We start from the raw sequence: 12048 nt of genomic DNA, 5'->3' as shown, positions 1-12048 counted from the left end.
ATGACTGTATTTGCTGTCCAGCCGGAAGCTTTGCGAGATACGCTTCTTAGCCTGCTTGGCGACCAAGTGCGCCATGTCAAAGTGGCCTTGGGTGAAGTCGAGGTATTGGTTGCTGCCGACAAGTATTCCGCTGTTGCCACCCTTTTGCGTAATGCACCGGGCTTGAAGTTCGAGCAGTTGATTGATCTGTGTGGCATGGATTATTCGTCGTACCAAGATGGTGCCTACGAAGGTCCGCGTTACGGCGTTGTGCTGCAGTTGCTGTCCGTCAGCTTGAACCAGCGTGTGCGCCTCAAAGTGCTATGCGCTGACGATGATTTCCCCGTGGTGGATTCGATCAACGATATCTGGAATGCTGCCAACTGGTTCGAACGCGAAGCTTTCGACTTGTTCGGCATCATCTTCGAAGGGCACAATGACTTGCGCCGCATTCTGACCGACTATGGTTTTATTGGTCATCCTTTCCGTAAGGATTTTCCAACTTCGGGGCATGTTGAGATGCGCTATGACCCAGAGCAAAAGCGTGTCGTTTACCAGCCGGTTTCGATTGAGCCGCGCGAGATTACGCCAAGAATCATCCGGGAAGACAATTACGGGGGACTGCATTAAGCGCAGTACGGCTCATGGCTGAAATTAAAAATTACACGCTCAATTTTGGGCCTCAGCACCCTGCTGCGCATGGTGTTTTGCGTTTGGTGTTGGAGTTGGATGGTGAAGTGATCCAACGTGCAGACCCGCATATCGGTTTGCTGCACCGCGCGACGGAGAAGCTGGCCGAGACCAAGACCTTTATCCAGTCTCTGCCCTATATGGACCGTCTTGACTACGTGTCGATGATGGCCAATGAGCAGGCGTATTGTCTTGCAATCGAGAAGATGATGGGCATCGAGGTGCCCGTGCGTGCGCAATACATCCGCGTGATGTTTGCTGAGATCACCCGTTTGCTGAACCACCTGCTGTGGTTGGGTGCGCACGGGCTGGATTGCGGCGCTATGAATGTGCTGATTTACTGCTTCCGTGAACGCGAAGACCTGTTTGATATGTACGAGGCCGTTAGCGGCGCGCGCATGCATGCGGCTTACTTCCGTCCTGGTGGCGTGTACCGCGATCTGCCGGACACCATGCCCCAGTACAAGGCAAGCCGGATCAAGAATGCCAAGGCCATGGCGCAGTTGAACGAAAACCGGCAAGGAAGCCTGTTGGACTTCATCGACGATTTCAGCAGCCGTTTCCCCAAATGCGTAGACGAGTATGAAACTCTGCTGACCGAGAACCGTATCTGGAAGCAGCGTACTGTGGGTATCGCCGTGGTCACGCCAGAACGCGCTCTGAATCTGGGCTTTACTGGCCCCATGTTGCGGGGATCTGGTGTGGCTTGGGATCTGCGCAAGAAGCAGCCCTACGATGCCTATGACAAAGTGGATTTCGATATTCCTGTAGGTAAAACCGGTGACTGCTATGACCGTTACTTGGTGCGCGTGCAAGAGATGCGTGAGTCCAATCGCATCATCAAGCAGTGCGTAGACTGGCTACGCGTCAATCCTGGTCCTGTGATTACCGATAACCACAAAGTGGCGGCACCAGCACGCGAGTCCATGAAGGCGAACATGGAGGAGTTGATCCACCATTTCAAGCTGTTCACCGAAGGCTTTCACGTACCTTTGGGCGAGGCTTATGCGGCTGTGGAGCATCCTAAGGGCGAGTTCGGCATCTATTTGGTCAGTGACGGTGCGAACAAGCCTTATCGACTGAAAATCCGGGCGCCAGGTTTTGCCCATTTGGCGGCGATGGATGAATTGTCACGCGGTCACATGATTGCGGACGCTGTCGCTGTTATCGGCACGATGGATATCGTGTTTGGTGAAATTGACCGGTAATGCAAGTATGATTTCTGAATCCACCAAATCCCGTTTTGCGCGTGAAGTCGCAAAATTTCCGGCCGACCAGAAACAGTCGGCCGTGATGGCATGTTTGTCCATCGTCCAGCAGGAGCTGGGCTATGTCAGTGCAGAAAGTGAAAACGTCGTTGCGGAGTACCTGGGCATGCCGCCCATCGCCGTGCACGAAGTGACTACCTTCTACAACATGTACAACCAGGCACCGACCGGACGCTTCAAGCTTAACGTCTGTACCAACTTGCCCTGCCAGTTACGAGATGGCGCCAAAGCGCTGAAGCATCTTGAGCACAAGCTGGGTATCTCGATGAACGAGACCACGCCAGACGGTTTGTTTACTTTGCAGCAAAGTGAATGTCTGGGTGCTTGTGCCGACTCGCCAGTGATGCTGGTGAATGACCGCACCATGTGCAGTTTCATGAGCAACGACAAACTAGACCAGTTGGTGGATGGTTTGCGGGCTTCCCATGTTGCATCTGTGGAGGTCAAATAATGTCTGCAGAGCAAATTCTGTCGCAGTTCAAGGCGACCGGTGTCCAAACCTGCTTCCATGATCGGCACATCAATCCGCAGATCTTGGCGGGCCTGGATGGAACCAACTGGAACCTGAAGTCTTACGAAGCGCGCGGCGGTTACCAAGCCTTGCGCAAGATTCTCGGCCAAGATGGCGGCGAGGGCATGACGCAAGACCAAGTCATCGCGACGGTCAAGGAGTCGGCCTTGCGTGGACGAGGTGGTGCGGGTTTCCCGACTGGCCTGAAGTGGAGCTTCATGCCGCGCCAGTTTCCCGGGCAGAAGTACCTTGTTTGCAATTCTGATGAAGGCGAACCGGGCACTTGCAAAGACCGCGACATCATGCAATATAACCCGCATATCGTGATTGAGGGTATGGCGATTGCGGCATATGCCATGGGTATCTCGGTGGGCTACAACTACATCCACGGCGAAATCTTCGGCACTTATGAGCGGTTTGAAGAAGCCCTGGAAGAAGCGCGTGCAGCAGGCTTGTTGGGCAACAACATCCTGGGCAGCAACTACTCGTTCCAGTTGCACGCCTCCCATGGTTTTGGCGCATACATCTGCGGTGAAGAAACGGCTTTGCTCGAGTCGCTGGAAGGCAAAAAGGGCCAACCCCGCTTCAAGCCTCCATTCCCGGCCAGTTTCGGTCTGTACGGCAAGCCTACGACCATCAACAATACGGAAACCTTTGCGGCTGTGCCGTGGATCATCCGTAATGGCGGCCTTGCCTATCTAGAGTGCGGCAAGCCCAACAATGGCGGTACCAAGATTTACTCGGTAAGCGGTGATGTCGAGCGTCCGGGTAACTACGAGATTCCCATGGGCACGCCTTTCTCCAAGCTGTTGGAGCTGGCTGGAGGCGTTCGCACCGGTCGCACCCTCAAGGCGGTGATTCCAGGCGGATCTTCTGCGCCCGTGCTGCCTGCCGACATCATGATGCAATGCACGATGGATTACGACTCCATTGCCAAGGCTGGCTCCATGCTGGGCTCGGGAGCAGTCATCGTGATGGATGACTCTCGCAGCATGGTGGAGAGTTTGCTGCGACTGTCGTATTTCTATTCGCACGAGTCTTGTGGGCAGTGCACCCCGTGCCGTGAAGGTACGGGATGGATGTGGCGTGTCATCGACCGCATCTGGAACGGGCAGGGACGTCCAGCCGATCTGGATCTGCTCAATTCCGTTGCCGACAACATCCAGGGGCGCACTATCTGTGCGCTCGGCGACGCGGCGGCTATGCCGGTGCGCGCCATGATCAAGCATTTCCGCCCTGAATTCGAGGCGTTGATCCAGAACAAAAATCCACGGGCTGCGGCGCACGCCTGATCGAGGTAGGACCACATGGTAGAAATCGAACTCGACGGCAAGAAGGTCGACATTCAAGAAGGCAGCATGATCATGCATGCGGCCGAAAAAGCGGGGACGTATATCCCCCATTTTTGCTATCACAAGAAACTCAGCATCGCGGCCAATTGCCGTATGTGCTTGGTTGATGTGGAAAAGGCTCCTAAGCCCATGCCTGCCTGCGCCACACCCGTGACGCAAGGCATGATTGTGCGCACCAAGAGCGATAAGGCCATCAAGGCACAGCAATCGGTGATGGAGTTCTTGCTGATCAACCATCCTTTGGATTGCCCGATTTGCGACCAAGGCGGTGAATGCCAATTGCAGGATTTGGCCGTGGGCTATGGCGGTTCCTCTTCCCGCTACGAGGAAGAGAAGCGGGTTGTGTTCCATAAAGATGTGGGCCCGCTGGTTTCCATGGAAGAAATGAGCCGTTGCATACATTGCACCCGCTGCGTGCGTTTCGGCCAGGAAGTGGCCGGCGTGATGGAGCTGGGCATGATCCATCGGGGTGAACACTCCGAGATCACGACCGTTCTGGGCGAGACCATCGACTCCGAACTGTCCGGCAATATGATCGACATCTGCCCAGTCGGTGCACTGACCAGCAAGCCGTTCCGCTACAGCGCGCGGACCTGGGAATTGTCACGCCGCAAGTCGGTCAGTCCCCATGACTCCACGGGTGCGAATCTGGTGGTGCAGGTCAAGAACAACAAGGTCATGCGCGTGGTGCCGCTGGAGAATGAAGCGGTAAACGAATGCTGGATTGCCGACCGCGATCGTTTTTCCTACGAAGCCTTGAACAGTGAAGAGCGTCTTACCAGCCCCATGATCAAGCAGGGTGGTGAATGGAAGACGGTCGATTGGCAAAGCGCGCTCGAATACGTCGCCAATGGTCTGAAGCAGATCAAGACGCAGCATGGTGCAGCCAGTATTGGCGCCTTGGTCAGTCCCCACAGCACCTTGGAAGAGTTGACTCTGGCTGCAGCGCTGGTGCGCGGTTTGGGTAGCGAAAACATCGACTACCGTTTGCGCAATGCCGAGTTTGTACAGTCTGAAGGCATACGCTATTTGGGCACCTCGATCGCGTCGTTAAGCCAATTGCAGCGTGTGCTGGTAGTTGGCTCCAACTTGCGTAAAGACCATCCTTTGTTTGCACAAAGAATTCGGCAGGCGGTGCGCAAGGGCTGTGCGGTGAGTGCTATCAATTCTGCAGCAGAACTGGCGAAACCAGACGCCTGGGCTTTGAGCGTTGCACATTCTGTGCTGGTTCCAGCTGCGCAATGGTTGCAGGCATTGGCCGACGTCGCTGTTGCAGTTGCCGAAGACAAAGGCGTTGCGGCACCCGTTTCCGGGGAAGCGACTGCATCGGCGAAGGCGATTGCCAAATCGCTGTTGGGCGGCGAACGCAAAGCTATTTTGCTGGGTAATGCAGCAGCCCACCACGCCCAGGCGTCCAGCTTGCTAGCTGTTGCGAATTGGATTGCTGCGCAAACCGGTGCGACAGTGGGTTATCTGACGGAAGCCGCCAATACGGTCGGTGCGCAACTGGCTGGTGCGCAACCCGGCCCAGGTGGCTTGGATGCAGCCCAGATGTTGTCTGGCGCGCTGAAGGCAGTCGTGTTGCTGAACAACGAGCCGGTGTTCGATTCGGCCACTGGTATCCAGGCAGCGCAAGCCTTGGGCAAGGCCGAAATGGTGGTTACTTTGAGCCCCTTCAAGGCGAACATGGCTTTTAGCGATGTGCTGTTGCCGATCGCGCCGTTCTCCGAGACTTCTGGAACTTTTGTCAATGCGGAAGCGCGCGTTCAGGGCTTCCATGCGGTAGTACGGCCTTTGGGCGACGCCCGTCCTGCTTGGAAAGTACTGCGGGTGTTGGCTAATTTGTTGGACTTACCGGGATTTGAGTTTGAGTCTTCGCAAGATGTGCTGACTTCCCTGCGTTCCGGTTTTTCGGAGGATGCAACGCATGTTGCTGCTGACAAATTGAGCAATGTGACACAGGCGAGTATCAACCTTTCTCAAGCCGAGAAGGCTGCCCCTGTGGTGGCGAGCCTGTACCAGCTGGACGGCATTGTTCGCCGTGCAACATCTTTGCAGTTGACGGCAGACGCGCGCAATGCAGCAGCTGCTGCACAAGAGGTGGCCGCATGATTGATACTATTTTCGGTTTTGGCCAAGGCTTGGTTGGTGCTGGCTGGTGGACAGGTGGTGTTTGGCCTGTTATCTGGACCCTGCTCAAGATCGTGCTGGTGCTGTTGCCGTTGATGGGCTGCGTCGCCTACCTCACGCTGTGGGAGCGCAAGGCCATTGGCTGGACCCAGATTCGTATTGGCCCGAACCGTGTAGGCCCCTTGGGCTTGCTGCAGCCTATTGCAGATGCGTTGAAGCTGTTGACGAAGGAAATTATTCTCCCTACCGTAGCGAACAAGGGACTGTTCTTTCTTGGCCCCATCATGACCATCATGCCGGCCTTGGCCGCATGGGCGGTTGTGCCATTTGGACCGGAAATAGCGTTGTCCAACATCAATGCGGGCTTGTTGTTCTTGATGGCGATCACTTCTTTGGAAGTCTACGGTGTAATCATCGCCGGTTGGGCGTCCAATTCGAAGTACGCGTTCCTGGGTGCATTGCGGGCATCGGCGCAGATGGTCAGCTATGAAATCGCCATGGGCTTTTGCCTGGTGATCGTGCTGATGGTTTCTGCCAGCCTCAACATGACGGACATTGTCATGGGGCAGGCCAAGGGCATGTTTGCTGAAAAGGGCTTGACCTTCCTGTCTTGGAATTGGCTGCCTTTGCTGCCGGTGTTTCTGGTGTACTTCATCTCCGGTCTGGCAGAAACCAACCGCCACCCGTTTGACGTGGTGGAAGGGGAGTCGGAAATTGTTGCTGGTCACATGGTCGAATATTCAGGCATGAGCTTCGCCATGTTCTTCTTGGCCGAATACGCGAATATGTGGTTGGTCTCCATCTTGACCGTCATCATGTTCCTGGGCGGCTGGCTTTCACCGATTGACAGTGTGCTGTTCAATTGGATACCGGGCTGGATTTGGTTGGGCATCAAGACATTTGCGGTTGTGACCATGTTCTTATGGGTTCGGGCTAGCTTTCCTCGCTTCCGTTACGACCAGATCATGCGTTTGGGCTGGAAGATTTTCATACCCGTCACCTTGGTGTGGTTGGTCGTGGTGGGCGCTTGGATGCAAACGCCTTTTAATATCTGGAAGTAAGGAAAGTCGTTTATGTCCACATTGGCTTCTCCAGCCTTTTCGCTCAAAGACTTCTTGTCCAGCTTTATGTTGGCAGAGCTTTTCAAAGGCCTGGCGCTTACCGGTAAGCATGCTTTCCGACGCAAGATCACGGTGCAGTTCCCGGAAGAGAAAACACCGATCTCGCCACGTTTTCGCGGCCTGCATGCTTTGCGCCGTTATGAGAACGGTGAGGAGCGCTGCATTGCCTGCAAACTGTGTGAAGCAGTTTGTCCCGCTATGGCTATCACGATTGAGTCGGATGTGCGTGCAGACGGTTCACGCCGTACCAGCCGTTATGACATCGATCTGACCAAATGCATTTTTTGCGGATTCTGCGAAGAAAGCTGCCCGGTCGACTCCATCGTGGAAACCCATGTTTTTGAGTACCACGGTGAGAAGCGCGGCGATTTGTACTTCACCAAAGACATGTTGTTGGCAGTTGGTGATCGGTACGAGAAAGACATCGCCGCAGCCCGTGCTGCAGATGCGAAGTACCGTTAAGTACACCTATTCACAGCCCCCGATCCCCTATAACAAGAATTGATCCATGGACGTTAAAACCGGCCTTTTTTATCTTTTTGCAACAGTTTTGCTGTTTGCAGGATTTCGGGTCATTACCTCGCGTAACCCGGTATACGCAGCGCTGTATTTGGTGCTCGCGTTCTTCCAGGCGGCAGCTATCTGGATTTTGCTCAAAGCAGAGTTCCTGGCTATTGCCTTGGTGCTGGTGTATGTCGGCGCGGTGATGGTGCTTTTCCTGTTCGTGGTGATGATGTTGGATATCAACATCGACTCCATGCGCCAGGGTTTTTGGAAGCATTTCCCCTTTGCCGCAGCCGTAGGTGCGTTGATCGCCCTGGAGATGGCTGCCGTTCTGATGGGCGGATTCCGGGTCAGCGAAGAGTCGCGCAATTTGGCCGGGGCGGCTCCTATCGGTGCCCAGATTTCCAATACCAAGGAATTGGGCAAGCTGCTCTATACGGAGTATCTGTATCCGCTGGAAATTGCCGCTGTGATTCTGCTGGTGGCTATCGTGGCTGCGATCGCTTTGACTTTGCGCCAGCGCAAAGATAGCAAGCACACCAACCCATCCGATCAGGTGCGGGTCAAGGCGCGAGACCGCGTGGAAATCATCAAGATGAAGGTAACCCAGCCCGCAGTGGAAGAGGTGGCTGCTGCTGCAGGTGTGGAGAAAAAAGCATGACGTTAACGCTGGGACACTTTCTATCACTGGGGGCGATTTTGTTTGCCCTGTCGGTCATTGGTATTTTTCTGAACCGTAAAAACCTCATCGTGTTGCTGATGGCCATCGAGCTCATGCTGTTGGCCGTCAATATGAATTTCGTAGCGTTCTCGTATTACCTGAATGACATGCACGGTCAGATTTTTGTGTTTTTTATCTTGACCGTGGCTGCAGCCGAATCTGCAATTGGTCTGGCTATTTTGGTGCTCTTGTTCCGTAACAAGTCCAGCATCAATGTGGATGAACTCAATACGCTCAAGGGTTAATAAAAATGAGTCAAACCCTTACAGCTTCTACTTTGTTGGCGGTACCGCTGGCACCTTTGGCCGGCGCCTTGTTAGCCGGTGTTCTGGGAACTGCCTTCGGTGGCAACCTTATCGGTCGGCGCGCGAGCCATAGCCTTACGATTCTGGGTGTTTTCGTCGCCTTCATTTTGTCGGCCATGACGCTGAAGAGCGTCGTGCTGGATGGCGCGCGTTTTAACGAAACCCTTTACACGTGGATGGTGGTTGGCGGCTTGCGCATGGAGGTCGGCTTTCTTATCGATGGCTTGACCGCCATGATGATGTGCGTTGTGACCTTCGTGTCGCTGATGGTGCACATCTACACCATCGGCTATATGGAGGAGGACGAAGGTTACAACCGTTTCTTTGCCTATATTTCCCTGTTCACTTTCTCGATGTTGATGCTGGTAATGAGCAACAACATGCTGCAGCTGTTCTTTGGCTGGGAAGCCGTGGGCTTAGTGTCCTACTTGCTGATCGGCTTCTGGTTCAACCGGCCTACCGCCATCTTCGCCAATATGAAGGCTTTCCTGGTCAACCGTGTTGGTGACTTCGGTTTCATTCTCGGTATTGGTTTGATCGCTGCGTATGCAGGCACGCTGAACTATGCCGAGGCTTTCGCCAAGGCCGACGACCTGAGCAAACTGGCATTTCCAGGCACCGACTGGATGCTGGTAACCGTAATTTGCATTTGTCTGTTCATCGGTGCCATGGGTAAGTCAGCCCAGTTCCCGTTGCATGTCTGGTTGCCGGACTCCATGGAAGGCCCAACACCCATTTCCGCGCTGATCCACGCAGCTACCATGGTGACGGCCGGGATTTTCATGGTCGCACGGATGTCTCCGCTGTTTGAACTCAGTGAGACCGCGCTCAACTTCGTCATGGTGATTGGTGCGATTACGGCGCTGTTCATGGGCTTCTTGGGCATCATCCAGAACGACATCAAGCGCGTAGTCGCGTATTCCACTCTGTCTCAGTTGGGCTACATGACGGTGGCCTTGGGTGCTTCTGCCTACTCCGTTGCGGTCTTCCATCTGATGACCCATGCATTCTTCAAAGCGCTGCTGTTCCTGGCAGCGGGCTCTGTGATCATGGGCGTGCACCACAACCAGGACATCCGCTGGATGGGGGGTCTGCGCAAGTACATGCCGATTACCTGGATTACTTCTTTGCTGGGTTCTTTGGCTTTGATCGGTACGCCGCTGTTTTCGGGTTTTTACTCCAAGGACAGCATCATTGAGGCGGTGCGCGAGAGCCATCTCCCAGGTGCCGGTTTCGCATCCTTTGCCGTATTGGCAGGCGTCTTTGTGACGGCCTTCTATTCGTTCCGTTTGTACTTCCTGGTTTTCCACGGCAAGGAGCGGTTCGACCAGAATCCGGATGCCCACCATGATGACCACCACCACGACGACCATGGACACCATGGTGACGGCAAACCCCACGAGTCGCCTTGGGTTGTGACCCTGCCTCTGGTTTTGCTGGCGATTCCGTCGGTGGTGTTAGGTTTCCTGACAATTGAACCCATGCTGTATGGCGAGTTCTTCAAGGGTGCTATTTTTGTGGACCATGAGAAGCATGGTGCGATGGAAGAGCTTGCGCATGCATTCCACGGCCCGCTGCAGATGGCCATTCATGCACTGACAACTGCGCCATTCATCCTGGCGCTGGCGGGTGTCTTGACGGCCTACTACATGTACATGGTCAACCCCGCGCTGCCTGCTGCTATCAAACGTGCCTGCCAACCTATCTACACCTTGTTGGAAAACAAGTACTACCTCGATTGGTTCAATGAAAACGTCTTGGCGCGTGGTGCACGTGGCTTGGGCACAGGCCTTTGGCAAATCGGTGACCGGGCCATCATTGATGGTGCTGTCGTGAATGGCTCATGGAAAATCGTGGGTTGGATTTCTGGCGCAGTGCGTTGGGTTCAGACCGGTTTTATTTACCACTATGCGTTGGCCATGATTGTGGGTATTTTTGTGCTGATGACGTATTTCGTTTGGCTCAACAAGTAGAGGAATAAGAAAAATGGGATTGTTGAGCCTTGCCATCTGGATACCGATATTCTTTGGCGTTGTACTTTTGGCCTTAGGCCGTGACGAGCAGGCAGGGGCGGTCCGCTGGATCGCCTTGATCGGTTCTGTGATCAGTTTGCTGGTGACCTTGCCGCTGTACCGTGGTTTCCAGCTTGGAACTTCGGCCATGCAGTTTGTAGAAAATACGAGCTGGATTGAGCGCTTCAATGTGAACTACCACCTTGGCGTAGACGGCATTTCGGTGTGGTTCGTTATCCTCACGGCCTTCATCAACGTGATCGTTGTGATTGCCAGCTGGGAGTCGATCACCAGCCGCGTGAACCAGTACATGGGCGCATTTCTGATCCTCAGCGGCTTGATGATCGGCGTGTTCTGTGCGCTGGATGGCATCTTGTTCTACGTGTTCTTCGAAGCTACCTTGATACCGATGTACTTGATCATCGGTATTTGGGGTGGTCCCAACAAGATTTACGCAGCGTTCAAGTTCTTTCTGTATACCTTGCTCGGCTCATTGCTGATGTTGGTTGCTTTGATCTTCCTGTACGCCAAGTCGGGCGGCAGTTTTGATATTGCAACCTGGCACCAGCTGCCCCTGGACAGCCATACCCAGACCCTGCTGTTTTTCGCATTCTTGGCGGCTTTCGCAGTCAAGGTTCCGATGTGGCCTGTACACACCTGGTTGCCCGATGTGCACGTGGAAGCGCCTACCGGCGGCTCTGCTGTGCTGGCTGCGATCATGCTGAAGCTGGGTGCTTACGGTTTCCTGCGTTTTTCTTTGCCTATCGCACCCGACGCAGCCCATGAATGGTCTTGGCTGATGATTGCGCTGTCGCTGACGGCGGTGGTGTACGTTGGTTTGGTGGCGATGGTCCAGGAAGACATGAAGAAGCTGGTGGCCTACTCATCTGTCGCCCACATGGGTTTCGTGACCCTGGGTTTCTTCATCTTCAACGACCTGGGCATTTCCGGCGGTATCGTGCAGATGATCGCCCATGGCTTTGTCTCTGCAGCTATGTTTTTGTCGATCGGTGTGCTGTACGACCGCGTGCATTCGCGTGAGATCGCCAGCTATGGCGGCGTGATCAACACCATGCCCAAGTTTGCGGCGTTTGCCTTGCTGTTCGCCATGGCCAATTGCGGCCTGCCGGGCACAGCCGGTTTTGTGGGCGAGTGGATGGTGATTCTGGGTGCGGTTAAATTCAACTTCTGGATTGGTTTTGCCTCCGCCACGGCCCTGATTTTTGGTGCGGCATATACCTTGTGGATGTTCAAGCGCGTCTATCTGGGGCCGGTGGCCAACGACGACGTGAAAGAGTTGAAGGACATCAATGCCCGCGAATTTTTGATGTTGCTGCTGCTGGCGATCGCCGTACTCGCCATGGGCCTCTATCCCAAGCCTTTCACCGACGTAATGGACGCTTCGGTGGCCGATTTAATCAAGCATGTTGCAGTTTCCAAGCTGAACTGACCCAC

The 12048-nt window shown here is 54.5% G+C and carries 11 protein-coding genes; all 11 read left to right on the top strand.

Features of this window, described 5'->3' with window-relative positions:
- The 11 genes from BLT66_RS15915 to BLT66_RS15865 are packed head-to-tail and all read left to right on the top strand — an operon-like array spanning position 1 to position 12043.
- Entirely contained in the window at positions 1-609 is a 609-nt protein-coding gene (locus BLT66_RS15915; RefSeq protein WP_092758822.1) for an NADH-quinone oxidoreductase subunit C, read from the top strand.
- Positions 610-623: 14 nt separating this feature from the next.
- Positions 624-1877: an NADH-quinone oxidoreductase subunit D gene (locus BLT66_RS15910; RefSeq protein WP_092758820.1), complete on the top strand. Its 1254-nt coding sequence runs from the start codon at positions 624-626 to the stop codon at positions 1875-1877.
- Between the two features lie 7 nt (positions 1878-1884).
- Positions 1885-2388: an NADH-quinone oxidoreductase subunit NuoE gene (nuoE, locus tag BLT66_RS15905; protein ID WP_092758818.1), complete on the top strand. Its 504-nt coding sequence runs from the start codon at positions 1885-1887 to the stop codon at positions 2386-2388.
- Positions 2385-3740 (top strand): NADH-quinone oxidoreductase subunit NuoF, encoded by a 1356-nt coding sequence (gene nuoF / locus BLT66_RS15900; RefSeq protein WP_092759182.1) that lies wholly within the window; start codon positions 2385-2387, stop codon positions 3738-3740. The genes nuoE and nuoF overlap by 4 nt, the downstream gene beginning before the upstream one ends.
- A gap of 15 nt (positions 3741-3755) precedes the next feature.
- Positions 3756-5912, top strand: a complete 2157-nt coding sequence (nuoG, locus tag BLT66_RS15895; protein WP_092758816.1) for an NADH-quinone oxidoreductase subunit NuoG — start codon at positions 3756-3758, stop codon at positions 5910-5912.
- Positions 5909-6991 carry an NADH-quinone oxidoreductase subunit NuoH gene (nuoH, locus tag BLT66_RS15890; RefSeq protein ID WP_092758814.1) on the top strand — a complete coding sequence of 361 codons (1083 nt, stop codon included), beginning with the start codon at positions 5909-5911 and terminating at the stop codon, positions 6989-6991. Before nuoG ends, nuoH begins: the two co-directional genes overlap by 4 nt.
- Before the next feature lie 12 nt (positions 6992-7003).
- Positions 7004-7513: an NADH-quinone oxidoreductase subunit NuoI gene (gene nuoI, locus BLT66_RS15885; protein WP_092758812.1), complete on the top strand. Its 510-nt coding sequence runs from the start codon at positions 7004-7006 to the stop codon at positions 7511-7513.
- A 46-nt stretch (positions 7514-7559) separates the two neighbouring features.
- The gene (locus tag BLT66_RS15880; protein ID WP_092758810.1) at positions 7560-8216 is read left to right on the top strand and encodes an NADH-quinone oxidoreductase subunit J; all 657 of its coding nucleotides are present in this window, start codon (positions 7560-7562) and stop codon (positions 8214-8216) included.
- Positions 8213-8521, top strand: coding sequence for an NADH-quinone oxidoreductase subunit NuoK (nuoK, locus tag BLT66_RS15875; RefSeq protein ID WP_092758808.1), 309 nt, complete (start codon positions 8213-8215; stop codon positions 8519-8521). The genes BLT66_RS15880 and nuoK overlap by 4 nt, the downstream gene beginning before the upstream one ends.
- A 5-nt stretch (positions 8522-8526) precedes the next feature.
- Entirely contained in the window at positions 8527-10554 is a 2028-nt protein-coding gene (gene nuoL, locus BLT66_RS15870; protein WP_092758806.1) for an NADH-quinone oxidoreductase subunit L, read from the top strand.
- Positions 10555-10567: 13 nt separating this feature from the next.
- Entirely contained in the window at positions 10568-12043 is a 1476-nt protein-coding gene (locus BLT66_RS15865) for an NADH-quinone oxidoreductase subunit M (RefSeq protein ID WP_092758804.1), read from the top strand.
- The last annotated feature ends 5 nt before the right edge of the window (positions 12044-12048 follow it).

The organism is Rhodoferax sp. OV413 (assembly GCF_900104385.1).
In the GTDB taxonomy this organism is placed as follows: domain Bacteria; phylum Pseudomonadota; class Gammaproteobacteria; order Burkholderiales; family Burkholderiaceae_C; genus Rhodoferax_B.
Note: the sequence above shows the minus strand (reverse complement) of the source record. Positions and strands in the feature narration are given on the sequence as shown.

What these genes read in the sequence shown, in the direction of transcription:
- BLT66_RS15915 (WP_092758822.1), top strand. Translation starts at nt 1, where the DNA reads ATGACTGTATTTGCTGTCCAGCCGGAAGCTTTGCGAGATACGCTTCTT.
- BLT66_RS15910 (WP_092758820.1), top strand. Translation starts at nt 624, where the DNA reads ATGGCTGAAATTAAAAATTACACGCTCAATTTTGGGCCTCAGCACCCT.
- nuoE (WP_092758818.1), top strand. Translation starts at nt 1,885, where the DNA reads ATGATTTCTGAATCCACCAAATCCCGTTTTGCGCGTGAAGTCGCAAAA.
- nuoG (WP_092758816.1), top strand. Translation starts at nt 3,756, where the DNA reads ATGGTAGAAATCGAACTCGACGGCAAGAAGGTCGACATTCAAGAAGGC.
- nuoH (WP_092758814.1), top strand. Translation starts at nt 5,909, where the DNA reads ATGATTGATACTATTTTCGGTTTTGGCCAAGGCTTGGTTGGTGCTGGC.
- nuoI (WP_092758812.1), top strand. Translation starts at nt 7,004, where the DNA reads ATGTCCACATTGGCTTCTCCAGCCTTTTCGCTCAAAGACTTCTTGTCC.
- BLT66_RS15880 (WP_092758810.1), top strand. Translation starts at nt 7,560, where the DNA reads ATGGACGTTAAAACCGGCCTTTTTTATCTTTTTGCAACAGTTTTGCTG.
- nuoK (WP_092758808.1), top strand. Translation starts at nt 8,213, where the DNA reads ATGACGTTAACGCTGGGACACTTTCTATCACTGGGGGCGATTTTGTTT.
- nuoL (WP_092758806.1), top strand. Translation starts at nt 8,527, where the DNA reads ATGAGTCAAACCCTTACAGCTTCTACTTTGTTGGCGGTACCGCTGGCA.
- BLT66_RS15865 (WP_092758804.1), top strand. Translation starts at nt 10,568, where the DNA reads ATGGGATTGTTGAGCCTTGCCATCTGGATACCGATATTCTTTGGCGTT.